Below are 15,692 nucleotides of genomic sequence, written 5' to 3'. Positions count from 1 at the left end.
AACATTCATGACCTCATCGGCCGCATTTCTTCGCTCAAGCCTGCTCATGCTGGGTCTGGGCATCCTCCTTCTTCTGGGCATCGTCGGCTATTCCCTGTGGCTCGTCGAAGTCAACCGGTCCTATTCCGACGAGACTGCCTCCCTTCGCCGCATCCGAAGCGCCATCATCGGCGTGCTGACGACGGTACAGGACGCCGAGACGGGGCAGCGCGGCTACCTTCTCTCCCGGGAAAAATCCTATCTTGCGCCCTACGACAAGGCCGTCGCAGACCTGCCCGCACGGTGGAAGACGCTGGAGGAAAATCTCCGTTCCCGGCCCGACTACGCGTCGCAACTGGACGAACTGAAGCGCGCCGTCGACGGCAAGATGGCCGAGCTGGCCAATAGCGTGAGCCTGACGGAGCAGGGCAGGTTCGATGAGGCCTATGCGCTCTTGGGCACGGATGCCGGCCTGCAACTGATGAACCGCATCCGGGAAATTCTCAACGGATTTCTGGAACACACCGACGACCAGCTGCGCGTGTTGATCGAGAGGCAGCTTGCAGCGGCGGAGAATCTGCAATGGGTCACGATCGGCGGCGCCATTGCCATTATCACCGTACTCGGCGGTGCGGTTCTGGTCATTTTCCAGCACGTGCGCGATCTGGCCCGGGCACGGGAGGAAGTCATCGCGCTCAATGCGGGACTGGAAGAGCGGGTCAACGAGCGGACGCAGGACCTCATCCGCGCCAACCAGGAGATCCAGCGCTTCGCTTACATCGTCACCCACGACCTGCGTGCGCCTTTGGTCAATATCATGGGCTTCCTGAGCGAGCTGGAGACATCAATGAAGGCCGTCACGGCCTATGTGATTGCGGACGAGCGTACACCCAGCGAAGACGATATCCGCGAGGCCCGGCTCGCCGTCACCGAGGACCTGCCGGAAGCGATGGGCTTCATCCGCTCCTCGACCCGCAAGATGGATGCGCTGATCAACGCGATCCTGAAAATCTCGCGCGACGGACGGCGCAAGCTGCAGCCCGAACGCATCGACGTGAAGGCGCTGATCGAGGCCAGCGTCGCGTCCGTGCAGCACCAGCTGAGCGAACAGGGCGGCAAGGCGACCATCTCCGGCCATTTCGGCGCTATCGTCACAGACCGCTTTTCCCTGGAGCAGATTTTCGGCAATCTGTTCGACAATGCGGTGAAGTACCAGATGCCCGGCCGGCCGCTGACGCTTTCGATCGCGCTTCGCCCGCATGGTCCGCGACAGGTCAGGATCGCCGTGACGGACAATGGCCGCGGCATCGGCGAGCAGGATCTGGAGCGCGTCTTCGAGCTCTTTCGCCGCGCGGGCGCACAGGACCAGCCGGGTGAGGGAATCGGCCTGGCACATGTACGTTCGTTAATACGGAATTTGGGTGGAGACGTTACGGTGGAGTCCGAACTGGGCCGCGGAAGCACGTTCATGCTCACGCTGCCGACCGATCTCACCAAAGTTTTCAGGAGTAACGAGTAATGAAAGCCACCGGTCAGGAAGTCACCATCGTCATGATCGAGGACGACGAGGGCCATGCGCGCCTCATCGAAAAGAACGTCCGCCGCGCCGGCGTTCACAATGAGATCGTGCCGTTCACCCTTGGCAGCCAGGCGCTGGACTTCATTCTCGGCGAGAAGCGCGACGGTGTGGCCAACAAAGACCGCTATCTGCTGGTCCTGCTCGACCTGAACCTGCCGGACATGTCCGGCATCGACATCCTTCAGCAGATCAAGAGCAACGAGCATTCACGCCGCCTGCCCGTCGTCGTCCTGACCACAACCGACGACGAGCGCGAGATCCAGAAATGCTATGATCTCGGCGCCAACGTCTACATAACAAAGCCCGTCGACTATGAGGGTTTCGCAACCGCGATCCGCAATCTCGGGCTCTTTTTCTCAGTGATACAGGTTCCATGACGGCAAGTCGCAAAGTTCGTGTTCTCTACGTCGACGACGACCCGGCGCTGGCGCGGCTGGCGAGCAAGGTGCTCGCCCGCAGCGACTTCGAGGTCGTGCATGCCCCCTCGATTTCGGCCGGCCTCGATCTTTTCGGCGCCGAGGAATTCGCAGCCGTCGTCCTCGACCACCATTTCGAGAACCAGACCGGATTGAACTTCCTCGAAGCGGTCGCCGAAAGTCGGTCCAAGGCACCGATCCTGTACGTGACCGGTTCCAGCGACGCCGAAGTCGCGATCAAGGCGCTGAAGGGCGGGGCGGCCGACTATGTGATGAAATCCGCCACCGACGATTTCTTCCCGCTGCTTGCCAGCGCCCTGGAGCAGGCCCTGGAGAACGCGCGCCTGCGCAAGGCGAAGGAGGAAGCAGATCGGCAGCTCCTGATCGCCAAGGAGCGGGCTGAGCTTCTGCTGTCGGAGATGAACCATCGCATCGCAAACAGCCTGTCTCTCGTATCGGCGATGATCCGCATGCAGGTGCAGATCGCAACGAGCGAGGAGACGAGGACGGCGCTCGCGGAAACCCAGAGCCGGATTTCAGCGATCGCCGGCGTTCATCGCAGCCTCTACACCTCCGACAATGTCGAGGCGGTGGAACTGGGTGCCTACATGAGTTCCATCATCGCCGAATTTCAGCGCGGCAGCGGATTTGCAAACGCCATTACGGTCCGCTCCGATATCGCCAATATCGCCACGACAGCCGACAAGGCCGTGTCGCTTGGCGTGATCCTGACCGAACTTCTGACCAACGCTGCGAAATACGCCTATCCCGACGGCTGCGGCGAGGTACGCGTCGTGCTAGGAAAGAAAGGCGACGACAGCTACCATCTTACCGTCGAGGACGACGGGGTCGGCCATGATCGCAAGGAGCGCCCCAAAGGGACGGGCCTCGGTACCCGCCTGATCAACGCCATGGCGCTCAATCTCGGGGCGACGGTCGCATACGACCGCCCGGACAAGGAGTCCGGAACGTTTGTCGGCGTCACCTGGAAGCAGTGACGCAATCGGTTTCATAAGAGCTGCGGGCCAAGCCCGACCGGCGCGGCCGGTTCAGCGCATGCGCATGCCCGGGACCGCGAGCGGATTGTCCTCCAGCGCCGCTCGATCCGGCCGATCGACGCGCGGCGTTCCGACGAACGCATCGAACAGATCCCGCACGAACGCTTCTGGCAGGTCGTCGGTAATCAGCACCATGCGCGTACGCCGGTCGGCCGGGTCGGGCCAGGCGGCAAGACGCTGCGGTGGATGGAACACGGCCTGCACACCATGCAGGATCACCGGCCGTTCCGGATTGTCCGACAACGCCACGATCGCCTTCATCCGCAGAAGCTTCTCGCCATGCGCGGAACGCAAAAGATCGACGAACATGTCGAGCGCCATGGGATCGATCGGCCGGTCGTGCACGATCGCATAGGAGCGGATCGAGGCGCTGTGGCGGTTCACATCATGAGCGTGCTGGTGGCCGTGCCGGCCGCCATGGGCTTCATCGTGGGCATGCCCGTGCTCGTGGGAATGGTCATGTTCGTGGTGATGGTGGCCGTGCTGGTCGTGTCCCGCTTCGTCATTGAGCCAGCGGCCGACATCGGCAATCTTCGAGCCGGGATCGAAGAGCCCGCAGGCGAGAAGCGATGGGCCGGTTGCGGCAGGATCGTCGCCGTCGACGATCATGGCCCGCGGATTGAGGTCGAACAGCGCCCGTTTCAGCGCGGAGACCGTCTCCTCATCGCAAAGGGTTGCCTTGCTCAGCACCAGGCGGTCGGCGACCGCGGCCTGCTTGACCGATTCGGGATGATTGGAGAGCGTTGCCAGCCCGTTCACGGCGTCGACCAGCGTGACGACCCCGTCGAGACGGAACGAATGCGCGATCACCGGATTGCCGATCACAGCCTGGATCACCGGCGCAGGATCGGCAAGGCCTGTGGTCTCGATCACCACCCGCTTCAGCGGCCTGATCTTGCCGGTCTGCATGCGGTCCATCAGGTCGGCCAGGGTATCCACGAGTTCGCCGCGAATGGTGCAGCACAGGCAGCCGTCGGCCAGCTCGATGATGCCGTCACTCGAGCGCTCGACCAGAAGATGATCGATGCCGACCTCGCCGAATTCGTTGATGATGACGGCGGTATCTGTCAGGTCCGGATGCTTGAGCATCCGGTTCAGGAGCGTCGTCTTTCCCGCACCGAGAAATCCGGTCAGAATCGTGACCGGAACGGTGCGCTCGGCAACAGACATGTCGATATCCTGTCTTAGAAGGTCGGACGGGGGACGGGGATCGGAACGTTGCCGCCGTCGCCCATATCCGCCGAGGCCTGCTCGTTTGCACCAGCCTTTGCGGTGCCGCCGGCGATCAGGCCGGCAAAGACATAACGCGGAGGGCGATTCATCTCATGGATATACGGCGACAGCAGCTTCTGGCGGCCGGCCTCGTCGCGGCCTTCGCTGCGCACCTTGGCCGCATGCTGGTTGCAAATCTGCTGCGAGATGTCGGCGACCTGTGTGGTGTCGCCATAGGGGGCAAGCCCGGCAAGCGTCGGCCCGCCGCCGCGCTCGGTCAGGCCCTTCTGCAACATTCTCGCCGATTCGTCCGCCCGCGCGCCCAAGCTTTCCTCGCCGAGCACGACGGAGACCACGCTGCGGCCGTTTCGAACCGCCGAAGAAACCTGATTGAAGCCGGAGGCGCAGATGAAGCCCGTCTTCATGCCGTCGGCCCCGTCGAAGCGGCCGATCAGCATGTTGTAGTTCGAATATTGCTTCTTGCCCGTGGTGAAGCCTTCCAGCGAAAAATAGGACGCATACTGCGGGAACTCGCGCTTCAGCATCACGGCAAGCACTGCGAGGTCACGCGCAGTCGTGTACTGCCCCTTGCCCGGCAGGCCGTTGGGATTGATGAAATGTGAGGAGCTCATCCCAATGCGGGCCGCTTCCGCGTTCATGCGACCGATGAAGGCCTGCTCGGAGCCCGCGACCGCCTCGGCGATCGCCACTGATACGTCGTTCGCCGACTTGACCAGCATGATCTTCAGCGCGCTGTCCAGCGTGAGCGCCTGCCCCGGCTTGAAATACATCTTGCTCGGCGGTTCCGCCGCCGCATTCTTCGTCATCACGACGGGCGTATCGAGCGTGATCTCGCCAGCCTTGATCGCCCGGAACACGGTGTAGGCCGTCATCAGCTTGGTCAGCGAAGCCGGGTACCACTTGCGAAACGCATCGCGGTGCTCGATCACCTTCAGCGTGTTGACGTCGACAAGCAGGCGCGGCCCGCTATCGGCATGTGCCGCATTCGCCAGGAAGGAGGCAGCGAACACCGTGGCTGCTCCAATGCTTGCCGACGCACGGCGCATGAACCGTCCAGTAATGTGCAATGGCCTATCCTCGGAAAATCGGGAGTTGTCTCGTACGCTCCGCCTATTTAGCCTATATGGCATGCTGATGGCAAAGCCCCCGGTAAAGATACGCCGATTTTCGGCTGCAACAGTGACAGGAAAAGCGCATGCCCGTTTTGAACCGCGCCGCAGAACTTCAAGATGAGATCGCCGCCTGGCGTCGCCAGATCCACCAGCACCCGGAAACGATGTTCGCGGTCGAGAAGACGGCGGCCTTCGTGGCCGACAAGCTGAAGGAGTTCGGTGTGGACGAAGTGGTCACCGGCATCGGCCGCACCGGTGTCGTCGGCCTGATCAAGGGGCACGGCAGCGCCGACGGCGGCGTTCGCACGATCGGCCTGCGCGCCGACATGGACGCCCTGCCGATCACAGAGACATCCGGCAAGCCATGGGCCTCCACGGTGCCCGGCAAGATGCATGCCTGCGGCCACGACGGACATACCGCCATGCTGCTGGGCGCCGCCAAGTATCTCGCCGAGACGCGCAATTTCGCCGGCAACGTGGCCGTCATCTTCCAGCCGGCGGAGGAAGGCGGTGGCGGCGGGCGCGAAATGGTCAAGGACGGGATGATGGAGCGCTTCTCCATCGCCGAGGTCTACGGCATGCACAACATGCCGGGCATGCCCGTCGGTCAGTTCGGCACCCGCACCGGCGCGATCATGGCGGCCACGGACGAGTTCGACATCGTCATCAACGGGCGCGGCGGCCACGCAGCCCAGCCGCACCGCACCGTAGACACCATTGTCATCGGCGCGCAGATCGTCAGCGCGCTGCAGACGATCACCTCGCGCAACACCGACCCCATCGCCTCGCTCGTCGTCTCGGTGACCAAGTTCAATGCCGGCTTCGCCTACAATGTCATTCCGGAGCAGGCGACCTTGTGCGGCACGGTCCGCACCCTGAGCAGCACGGTCCGCGACGAGGCGGAAGAGCGCATCCGCCAGCTCTGCGCCGGCATCGGTGCCGCGAACGGCGCCGACATCACGGTCCGCTACCAGCGCAACTACCCCGTCGTGGTCAACCATGCCACAGAGACCGGCCACGCCATCTCCGTTGCAACTGACATCGCCGGCAGCGGCGGCGTGAATGCGACGATCGACCCGATGATGGGCGGCGAGGATTTCGCCTACATGCTCGAGGCGCGTCCTGGCGCCTTCGTCTTCATGGGCAACGGCGACACCGCCGGCCTCCATCATCCGGCCTATGACTTCAACGACGATGCCATCCCCCACGGCGTTAGCTACTGGGTGAAGCTCGCGGAGACCCGCCTCCCCGCGTGAGGACGCGGCCGGCCGGCCAGACGATCGCCGGCCGCCGGCCCTTGGCCGCAAGACCATCGCAAGCCGAAAAAGACTTGGCTTCCGGCGCAGGCTTTTGTATGGGTTCTTGCAGTGGTCCCGTAGCTCAGCAGGATAGAGCACCAGATTCCTAATCTGGGGGTCCCGCGTTCGAATCGCGGCGGGATCACCATTTAAATCAATACCTTAGGCATCGGCAGACCCACCAATCACGTGCAGGGTCGCTACGCACCGCCGAACACCCTCACCACCGGCAAGAGAAATGCTACGTTTTTGGGCATGCCTGTCGAGCCCCCCGCTAGCGCACAGCCGAACCGTATCCAAAGAGGTCTAAAGATCTGGCAACGGCAACGGTTTTCAAACCGTTGCGGCCGAATCATCCCGCAGGCGGCACAAAAGCGAGGTTTAGACCTCTTCCTTCTCGCGCGCCGGCGTCGTGACGCGCGGCTTCGGCTTTACGGACGGAACGATGGAGGGGCGCGCCTCGACCTTCGGCGCGGGCGCCCTCATGCCGAGCATGGATTTGATGCGGTCGGACACCAGTGGCCGAAAGCGGCTGGCGCGGAAAGGCATGTCGACGGCGCCATAGCCTTCCGGACCATCGTCGTTGCCGCGGTAGAGTTCCATCAGCTTGATGCCGTAGAAGTCGCCGTCGACATAGTGACGGTAGTGGCCGACCCAGCGGACGGTATAGATCGTGCCCTTGCGAATGCCCTGGTCGATCGAGACATTCTTGAACTTGTCGTTGATGCAGACGACTTTCTGTCCGACGTGAAAAGTGGGCATTGCGATCTCCGAAAAGCAGTCGGTTGCGGCTGCGTCGCCTTGGACGTTCAGGGTGCCTTTCGGCAGGCGATGCCCGGTACGACGGCGCCGCTGGTCATGTCGCGCAGGGTGCCTTCGTCGCCCTTGGTCCACCATTCGAACTGGCCGCCGGCATAGCGGGCACCGGAACCGGCAATCACGTTGCTCGCGATGACGAAGTTTTCCCCGAAGGTCAGGATCGCAAGAGAAACGGACTCGGCGTTGATGTAGTCCGCCTTGACCTTGAGGTCGCCGTCGCAGTCATAGGAAACCGTCTGGCGGTCGACCGTGACGGTATTGGGTATCTGCAGCACTATGTCCGTGGTGTTCCGCAACATCGCAAGCCGCATCGCATGGCCGCCGTCCTTGTCGGCAAGGAGCAACAGGCCGTTTTCCAGCTTCCACGACTTCACCGTGCCCAGCGCATCGAAAAAGCGCTGCTCCTGGTCCATTACGGCCGGGGCACACATCTTGCGCGTGGCCGCGGCCGGCGCGAAGGTTACCGAGCCATCGGCCTCGAACTTCAGGTTGCCGCGATAGGTGTTGCAGCCGCCGTTGCCGCCATAGGAGCCGTCCGTGCGAATTTCCAGCGTCGTCTGGAGGTTGTCGATCACGCCCTTGCCGCTGAGGTCTTCGACGACCCAGGTTGCGCTCAGTCCCGGCGGAAGCGCTTCCGCAGCGAAGAGGCCCGTAGCAGAGCCGAGGGACAGCAGCACAGCTGCCAGCGCATTCACAGAAAACCGCACGGGCATCCTCCAAAACGAATAGGGCGAACCGGTCGCCAGCGGCGACGTTATGGCCGCTCCGATGAAAACGTCAAGCGCTGTACGCGCTGCCGCGACGGCCGATGGCGAAACTCGACACCTTGTTGCGCGTGGCAATCGGCTGTAGAGCCTCTTCAAGACAATAAAAAGATCGCGGAAACAATCATGGCACCCAGCGACAAGAACAAGCGCCGCGTTACCATCCTCGGTTCCACCGGCTCGATTGGCACGAATACCCTGGACGTGATCCAGCAGCTCGGTGGCCAGGACGCATTCGATGTCGTTGCCGTCACCGGAAACGGCAACGTCGCCCTTCTGGCGGAACAGGCCAGGACCGCGGGCGCATCGCTGGCGGTCACGGCCGACGAGCGCCGCTACGAAGACCTGAAGCAGGCACTGGCGGGCAGCGGCATCGCTGCTGCCGCCGGCCGCACTGCCTTGCTCGAAGCAGCCGCCATGCCCTCCGACTGGGTCATGGCCGCGATCGTCGGCACTGCCGGGCTGGCACCGACGCTGGCCGCCGCGCGGCGCGGCGCCGACATTGCCCTCGCCAACAAGGAGTGCCTCGTTTCCGCCGGAAGCCTGTTCGTCGAAGCCGTGGCCGCAGGCGGCGGCCGGCTGATCCCCGTGGACAGCGAACACAGCGCGATCTTCCAGGCGCTGGAGGACGACCAGCGCCACGCCGTCGAGCGGATCGTGCTCACCGCCTCCGGCGGGCCGTTCCGCACCTGGACGCGCGAGCAGATGGCCGGCGTCACCGCCGCGATCGCCCGCGCGCACCCGAACTGGTCGATGGGCTTGAAGATATCCATCGGCAGCGCCTCGATGTTCAACAAGGCGCTGGAGATGATCGAGGCGAAGCATCTGTTCGATGTACGTCCCGATCAGATCGAGGTCGTCGTGCATCCGCAATCGGTGGTCCACTCCATGGTGGGCTACACGGACGGCTCGGTGCTGGCGCAGTTGGGATGCCCGGACATGCGCACGGCGATCGGCTACGCGTTGACCTACCCTGCCCGTCCGCGTCTCAACGTCGACAGGCTGGATTTCGCCAAGCTGGCGCGGCTGGATTTCGAGGCGCCGGACGAAAAACGCTTTCCTGCGCTGCGCCTTGCCAGGACCGCGCTCGAACGTGGCGGCGCACAGGGCGCAATCATGAATGCTGCCGAGGAAACCGCCTTCAACGCTTTCGTCGACGGTCGGATCGGCTTCCTGAACATGGCCGACATTGCAGAGATCGTGATGGATGCGATGGCCGGCTGGCCGGCCGCCACGACGATGGAGGATGTCTTTGCCACCGACGCCGAAGCGCGCAGGCAGGCAAGCGAGGTCATTGCAAAAATGGAAATGGCCGCGTAAGTCGCGGCCATCGCATCCAATCTAGATTTGCAGCAACGGTCAGGCGACCGCGCGGGCAAGCGCGCAGCGCGACCAGAGCGAGTGCAGCGCACCGACGAGATGATCGATATCAGCGTCCGAATGCATCGGCGTCGGCGTAATGCGCAAGCGTTCGGTCTTCTTCGGCACCGTCGGATAGTTGATCGGCTGCACGTATATTCCAAAATTGTCGAGCAGCAGGTCGGAGATCCACTTGCACTTGGCGGCGTCACCGACGAGCACAGGAACGATGTGGCTCGGATTGGGCATGTGCGGAATGCCGTTGCGGTCGAGCAGCGAGCGCAGGCGGCGAACGCGCTCCTGATGCGCGAAACGCTCGATCTGGCTTTCCTTCAGATGACGGATCGAGGCCAGCGCACCGGCGGCAAGTGCCGGCGGAAGTGCGGTGGTGAAGATGAAGCCGGAGGCAAACGAACGAATGAAATCGCAAAGCGCCGCCGACGCGGCTATATAGCCGCCCATCACCCCGAACGCCTTGCCGAGCGTACCCTCGATCACCGTAAGGCGGTGCATCAGCCCCTCGCGTTCGGCAATCCCGCCACCCCGCGGACCATACATGCCGACGGCGTGAACCTCGTCGAGATAGGTCATCGCGCCGTATTTGTCGGCCAGATCGCAGATCTCCTTGATTGGCGCGATATCGCCATCCATCGAATAGACCGATTCGAAGGCGATGATCTTCGGCGCCTTCGGATCGGCAGCCGCAAGCTTTGCCTCGAGATCCTTCAGGTCGTTGTGCTTCCAGATCACCCGCTCGCACTTCGAATGGCGGATGCCTTCGATCATGGAGGCGTGGTTTCCGGCATCGGAGAACATGATGACGCCAGGGATCTTGGAACAGAGGGTGCCGAGCGCCGCCCAGTTGGAGACGTAGCCGGATGTGAAGAGCAGCGCCGATTCCTTGCCGTGCAGGTCGGCCAACTCGCGTTCCAGAAGGACGTGGTAGTGGTTGGTGCCCGAGATGTTCCGGGTGCCGCCAGCACCCGCGCCACACTGGTCGATGGCAAGCTTCATCGCCTCGGTGACCTTCGGATGCTGCCCCATGCCGAGATAGTCGTTGGAGCACCAGACGGTGACTTCCTGCGTGCCCGAATCGGTGTAGCGCGTCGCCTTGGGGAACCCGCCGCTGTGACGCTCCAGTTCGGCGAAGACGCGATAGCGGCCTTCCTGGTGCAGCCCGTCCAATTCGTTTTTGAAGAAAGCCTCGAAATCCATCACTGTCTCCAGACCGGTAACCCGGCATGCTCAGGCGAAGGGTGCCTGTATCGCTCCTCGACTACACGGCGGTAGCCACTGCTGCAATGCAAAGGAACTGCGGCAAATCCGCACCCACCTTTGAACCATTCCAAGGTTTCACACAAGCGCAGAAACAACTGCGATATGATGATTTATATCAAGTCGAAACAAATTTGGGGCGGCCTTCGCCGCCCCGATGGTGTGCGATCCGTGCCCGAATTCAGGTTGCCGCGGCGACGGCGCGCCGGGCCATCACGTTGACGAGATTGGCCCGATACTCCGCGCTGCCATGCAGGTCCGAGAGCATGTCCGCCGGATCGGTCGTCACGCCTGAAAGGGCGTCGGGCGAAAAATTGCCCGCAAGCGCCTGCTCCATCCCGCTGTGCCGGAAGACGCCGTCCGAGCCTGCGCCCGTCACGCCCACCCGAACGCCGCCGGCGCTCTTCGCCACGAAGACGCCAGTCATCGCGTAGCGCGAGGCCGGGTTCGGGAACTTGCTGTAGCCGGCTTTCTCCGGTGCTTCGAATTCCACGGCCACGATGATTTCGTCATCGTGAAGCGCCGTCTCGAACAGGCCGGTGAAAAAGTCGTCCGCGACAATGCGCCGCCTGTCGGTGACGATCGTGGCGCCGAGGGCGAGCATGGCGGAAGGATAGTCGGCGGCCGGATCGTTGTTGGCCACAGAACCTCCGACCGTTCCCATGTGGCGCACATGCGGATCGCCAATCAGCGACGCGAGATGGGACAGTGCGGGACAGGCCGCCTTGATCTCGGCCGAGGAAGCCACCTCGGCATGCGTCGTCGCCGCTCCTATTCGCACCGTTGCGCCGGAAACGGTGATCCCTTTCATCTCGGCGACGTGCCTGAGGTCGACAAGGTCGGACGGCGCGGCGAGCCGCTGCTTCATCGTCGGGATCAGCGTCATCCCGCCCGATACATACTTCGTTTCGTCACCAGACCCTTTCAGCCGAACCGCGTCGGCGACCGAGAATGCGCGATGATAGTTCGTTGCATACATGGCCGTTCGCTCCCTCAGTGCGCTGCATGGATCGCCGCCCAGACCTTTTGCGGCGTGGCGGGCATGGACAGGTCGTTGTTGCCGATCGCGTCGGTAATCGCGTTGATCAGCGCCGGCGGCGAGCCGATGGCGCCAGCCTCGCCGCACCCCTTGATGCCGAGTGGATTGCCCGGGCACGGCGTGTTCTGGTGCGAGACCTGGAAGGACGGGAGGTCGTCCGCCCGCGGCATGGCGTAGTCCATGTAGCTCGCCGTCAAGAGCTGCCCGGACTGTGCGTCATAGTGCACGCCTTCGAGCAGCGCCTGGCCGATGCCCTGGGCGATGCCGCCATGCACTTGCCCCTCGACGATCATCGGATTGATGATGTTGCCGAAGTCGTCGGCCGCGACGAACTGGATGATATCGGTCTTGCCCGTTTCCGGATCGATCTCCACCTCGCAGATGTAGCAGCCGGCCGGGAAGGTGAAGTTGGTCGGATCGTAGAACGCTCCTTCCTTCAGCCCCGGCTCCATGCCGCCCGGCAGGTTGTGCGCGGTGTAGGCTGCCAGCGCCACCTGGAACCACGGCACCGTCTTGTCGGTGCCGGCGACCTTCGCCTCACCGTTCTCGATGACGATGTCGCTTTCGTCCGCCTCCATCAGATGGGCAGCGATCTTCTTCGCCTTCGCCTCGACCTTGTCGAGCGCCTTGACAATCGCCGACATGCCGACGGCGCCCGAACGAGAACCATAGGTTCCCATCCCCATCTGCACCTTGTCGGTATCGCCGTGAACGACCGAAACACTGTCGATCGGCACCCCGAAACGATCGGCGACGAGTTGGGCAAAGGTGGTCTCGTGTCCCTGGCCATGGCTGTGCGAGCCGGTCAGGACTTCGATCGTACCGACCGCGTTGACCCGAACCTCGGCCGATTCCCACAGCCCTACACCCGCCCCGAGCGAGCCGACGGCGGCAGACGGCGCGATGCCGCACGCCTCGATGTAACAGCTCATGCCGATGCCGCGCTTCTTGCCGCGCTTTTCCGCCTCGGCCTTTCGCGCGGCAAACCCCGCCCAGTCGGCCTGCTTCATCGAAGCCTCCAGCGAGGCTTCGTAGTTGCCGGCGTCATAGTTCATGATGACCGGCGTCTGATAGGGGAACGAGCGGATGAAGTTCTTGCGCCGCAGTTCCGCCGGCGAGACGCCGAGTTCGCGCGCCGCCGTCTCGATCGTCCGCTCCAGAAGATAGGTGGCCTCCGGCCGCCCTGCCCCGCGATAGGCATCGACGGGCGTGGTGTTCGTGTAGACCGCCCGAACATTCGCATGGATCGCCGGGATGGCATACTGGCCGGACAACAGCGTCGCGTAGAGATAGGTCGGCACCGACGAGGAGAACAGCGACATGTAGGCGCCGAAGTTGGCGATCGTATCGACCTTGAGCGCGGTGATGCGGTTGTCCTTGTCGAAGGCCATCTTAACCGTCGAGCGATGATCGCGGCCATGCGCGTCCGTAAGAAACGCTTCCGTCCGGTCGGAGGTCCATTTCACTGGCACGCCCGCGCGCCTTGACGCCCAGAGACAGACGATTTCTTCCGGATAGATGAAGATCTTCGACCCGAAGCCGCCACCGACGTCCGGCGCGATCACACGCAGCTTGTTTTCCGGCGCCACATTGTAGAAGGCGCTCATCACCAGCCGTGCCACATGCGGGTTCTGGCTGGTCGTGTAGCAGGTGTAGTGATCCTCAGCGCTGTCATAGACACCCAGCGCCGCGCGCGGCTCCATCGGGTTCGGCGCGAGGCGGTTGTTGAGGATCGTCATTTCGGTGACGTGCGCGGCGGCGGCGATCGCCGCATCCGTCTCCGCCTCGCTGGTGCCGATCGCCCAGTCATAGATGAGATTGCCCGCAGCTTCGGGATGAAGCTGCGGCTGGCCGGCCGTAAGAGCCGTCGCCGCGTCCGTGACGGCCGGCAGTTCCTCGTAGTCCACCACCACCTGCTCGGCGGCGTCCCGCGCCTCGCCGACGCTGTCGGCAACGACCACGGCGACGGCATCGCCCACATACCGGACGGTCTCGTGAGCGATCGGGCGCCAGGCACCCATCTTCATCGGGCTGCCGTCCTTCGAGTGGATCATCCAGCCGCAGATCAGGTTGCCGATACCGTCGTCGAGCATCTGCTTGCCGTTCAGCACGGCGATTACGCCCGGCATCCTTTCGGCCGCGGAAACGTCGATGCTCTTGATTTTCGCATGTGCATGCGGCGACCGCACGAAGGCGGCATATTTCATGCCCGGCACGACCATATCGTCCGTATAGCGCCCCTTGCCTGTCAGAAACCGCTTGTCTTCCTTTCGCGCCACCCGCGCGCCAATACCTTCCACACCCATCAGTCATCTCCTCCCGGAAAACGTCACGCAGACGAAAGGCAGCCAGCCGGATTTCACTGTCAGGAAACCTCACCCGGCCGCCGGCGTCCGCAAAAATCGAACCTGCCGGCGTCCTGCGAACCAGGGCCTGCGCTTACTCCGCCGCCTGCCGGCCCGCGCCCATTTCCGCAGCCGCGGCAAGGATGGCCTTGACGATGTTATGGTAGCCAGTGCAGCGACAGATGTTGCCTTCGAGGTTTTCGCGCACGGTCTTCTCATCGAGAGCGCCGCCATAGCGATTGATCATGTCGACCGCCGTCATCACCATGCCGGGCGTGCAGAAACCGCACTGGAGGCCGTGATGCGCCTTGAACGCGGCCTGCACCGGATGCAGTTCGCCGTCGCGCGCCAGGCCTTCGATCGTCAGGATTTCGGAGCCGGCGGCCTGGACCGCCAAGGTGGAACAGCTCTTGATCGACCTGCCGTCCATATGCACGACGCAGGTGCCGCACTGCGAGGTGTCGCAGCCCACATGCGTTCCGGTCAGGCCCAGCTTGTCCCGGATAAACTGGACCAGCAAGGTCCGGTCCTCGACCTCGCCGCTGACCTGTCGGCCATTGACCGTCATCGTAACTTTCGTCATTCGCTCCTCCCTCGTGGGTCGCACGGCGAGGCATTCCGGGTCCGAAAGCTCCCTTGAGCGGCGAATTCGAAGAGACCGAAATGCCCGCAATCCTATCGCTGCCGGATTGTAATGAGGAACAATCCGTTGCGCGATGACACCCCTCCGCATCTCGCGCACAGTCGTCGGCATCATTCGCCGTTTTCAATTTGTGATCAACTGCTTCTTTACCTGCCAACCGAAAATTTTGTCCTGCGAACAAATCTTGACGGAGCGTCGATCGGCTTTATTCACGATCCAAAAAAATACTTTAAACCCATAGACTTCCCCATTTTCCGCCTTATTCTCCGCTTTTGTGACATTGCAAGCGAAGCAAACCGGTCACGACCGGTCTAGCAGACGTGAGACAGCGGTGGCGGTCGCGCTCCGCTCAACTTTGGAGAGATTTCAATGAAGAAAGCCATCGCACTCGTGCTGATCGGCCTGTCGGTCGCAAGTTGCACGCAGACGGAAAAGGGGGCTGGCATCGGCGCAGCCACTGGTGCGATCATCGGCGGCGCGGTAACCGGCAACGTTCGCGGTGCTGCCGTGGGTGCAGCCATCGGCGGCGTCAGCGGCGCCGTCATCGGGCATGTCCGCGACCAGCCAGGCCAGTGCTACTATCGCGACCGCTACGGCCGACGCTATATCGACGCGTGCTGATCCTTTTCGATACAGTACTATGCGCCTTCATCTGGCCCCGGCATCGTCCGGGGCCTTTTGCATCCTTGCAACGGTCGTCACGGAAAACCGCCGGTCGCTTCCGTTTTTGCCCCAGCCGGGATAGAACGGCCATTAATCTTAGGGAAATGCTA

Annotated in this window: 14 protein-coding genes and 1 tRNA gene; 7 read left to right on the top strand and 8 right to left on the bottom strand. The window is 63.0% G+C overall.

Going from position 1 to position 15,692, the window contains the following annotated elements; translation table 11 throughout:
- Positions 1 to 7: 7 nt before the first annotated feature.
- From CRO48_RS18145 to CRO48_RS18135, 3 genes are read left to right on the top strand one after another with little or no spacing between them, the layout of a single operon-like run.
- On the top strand, positions 8 to 1,498 hold the full coding sequence (locus CRO48_RS18145) for a sensor histidine kinase (RefSeq protein WP_097141277.1): 1,491 nt from the start codon (positions 8 to 10) through the stop codon (positions 1,496 to 1,498).
- Complete coding sequence (locus CRO48_RS18140) at positions 1,498 to 1,935, top strand: response regulator (RefSeq protein ID WP_097141276.1); 438 nt, start codon at positions 1,498 to 1,500, stop codon at positions 1,933 to 1,935. Before CRO48_RS18145 ends, CRO48_RS18140 begins: the two co-directional genes overlap by 1 nt.
- Entirely contained in the window at positions 1,932 to 2,972 is a 1,041-nt protein-coding gene (locus CRO48_RS18135; RefSeq protein ID WP_097141275.1) for a histidine kinase dimerization/phosphoacceptor domain -containing protein, read from the top strand. Before CRO48_RS18140 ends, CRO48_RS18135 begins: the two co-directional genes overlap by 4 nt.
- A 51-nt stretch (positions 2,973 to 3,023) precedes the next feature.
- Here CRO48_RS18135 and CRO48_RS18130 read toward each other — a convergent pair whose 3' ends face one another.
- Together CRO48_RS18130 and CRO48_RS18125 are read right to left on the bottom strand one after the other, a co-directional pair.
- Complete coding sequence (locus CRO48_RS18130; RefSeq protein ID WP_097141274.1) at positions 3,024 to 4,202, bottom strand: CobW family GTP-binding protein; 1,179 nt, start codon at positions 4,200 to 4,202, stop codon at positions 3,024 to 3,026.
- 14 nt (positions 4,203 to 4,216) lie between these two features.
- Positions 4,217 to 5,311: a D-alanyl-D-alanine carboxypeptidase family protein gene (locus CRO48_RS18125; protein WP_097141273.1), complete on the bottom strand. Its 1,095-nt coding sequence runs from the start codon at positions 5,309 to 5,311 to the stop codon at positions 4,217 to 4,219.
- Positions 5,312 to 5,460: 149 nt separating this feature from the next.
- Between CRO48_RS18125 and CRO48_RS18120 the strand changes: the two genes are divergently transcribed.
- Together CRO48_RS18120 and CRO48_RS18115 are read left to right on the top strand one after the other, a co-directional pair.
- A complete protein-coding gene (locus CRO48_RS18120; protein ID WP_097141272.1) occupies positions 5,461 to 6,633 on the top strand; it encodes a M20 aminoacylase family protein in 1,173 nt (390 codons plus the stop codon).
- 113 nt (positions 6,634 to 6,746) lie between these two features.
- Positions 6,747 to 6,823, top strand: a tRNA-Arg gene (locus tag CRO48_RS18115).
- A gap of 233 nt (positions 6,824 to 7,056) precedes the next feature.
- On the opposite strand, the gene CRO48_RS18110 is transcribed toward CRO48_RS18115, so the two are convergent.
- On the bottom strand, positions 7,057 to 7,437 hold the full coding sequence (locus CRO48_RS18110) for a CAP-Gly domain protein (RefSeq protein ID WP_097141271.1): 381 nt from the start codon (positions 7,435 to 7,437) through the stop codon (positions 7,057 to 7,059).
- A gap of 47 nt (positions 7,438 to 7,484) precedes the next feature.
- Positions 7,485 to 8,201 carry an META domain-containing protein gene (locus tag CRO48_RS18105; protein WP_245423564.1) on the bottom strand — a complete coding sequence of 239 codons (717 nt, stop codon included), beginning with the start codon at positions 8,199 to 8,201 and terminating at the stop codon, positions 7,485 to 7,487.
- A 183-nt stretch (positions 8,202 to 8,384) separates the two neighbouring features.
- Between CRO48_RS18105 and dxr the strand changes: the two genes are divergently transcribed.
- Entirely contained in the window at positions 8,385 to 9,578 is a 1,194-nt protein-coding gene (gene dxr / locus CRO48_RS18100; protein WP_097141269.1) for a 1-deoxy-D-xylulose-5-phosphate reductoisomerase, read from the top strand.
- A 39-nt stretch (positions 9,579 to 9,617) separates the two neighbouring features.
- On the opposite strand, the gene hemA is transcribed toward dxr, so the two are convergent.
- The 4 genes from hemA to CRO48_RS18080 all read right to left on the bottom strand — a co-directional run bounded on the left by hemA (position 9,618) and on the right by CRO48_RS18080 (position 14,859).
- Positions 9,618 to 10,832: a 5-aminolevulinate synthase gene (hemA, locus tag CRO48_RS18095; RefSeq protein WP_097141268.1), complete on the bottom strand. Its 1,215-nt coding sequence runs from the start codon at positions 10,830 to 10,832 to the stop codon at positions 9,618 to 9,620.
- 241 nt (positions 10,833 to 11,073) lie between these two features.
- Entirely contained in the window at positions 11,074 to 11,871 is a 798-nt protein-coding gene (locus tag CRO48_RS18090; RefSeq protein ID WP_097141267.1) for an FAD binding domain-containing protein, read from the bottom strand.
- 14 nt (positions 11,872 to 11,885) lie between these two features.
- Complete coding sequence (locus tag CRO48_RS18085) at positions 11,886 to 14,237, bottom strand: xanthine dehydrogenase family protein molybdopterin-binding subunit (RefSeq protein WP_097141266.1); 2,352 nt, start codon at positions 14,235 to 14,237, stop codon at positions 11,886 to 11,888.
- A 133-nt stretch (positions 14,238 to 14,370) separates the two neighbouring features.
- Positions 14,371 to 14,859: a (2Fe-2S)-binding protein gene (locus CRO48_RS18080; RefSeq protein WP_097141265.1), complete on the bottom strand. Its 489-nt coding sequence runs from the start codon at positions 14,857 to 14,859 to the stop codon at positions 14,371 to 14,373.
- Between the two features lie 429 nt (positions 14,860 to 15,288).
- On the opposite strand from CRO48_RS18080, the gene CRO48_RS18075 reads away from it, so the two are divergent.
- Positions 15,289 to 15,540 carry a glycine zipper domain-containing protein gene (locus CRO48_RS18075; RefSeq protein WP_097141264.1) on the top strand — a complete coding sequence of 84 codons (252 nt, stop codon included), beginning with the start codon at positions 15,289 to 15,291 and terminating at the stop codon, positions 15,538 to 15,540.
- Positions 15,541 to 15,692 lie beyond the last annotated feature (152 nt).

This window comes from Rhizobium subbaraonis, assembly GCF_900220975.1.
GTDB classification, from domain to species: Bacteria; Pseudomonadota; Alphaproteobacteria; order Rhizobiales; family Rhizobiaceae; genus Mycoplana; species Mycoplana subbaraonis.
The sequence above is the reverse complement of the archived record's forward strand: the minus strand, read 5'-3'. Positions and strand labels throughout refer to the sequence as shown.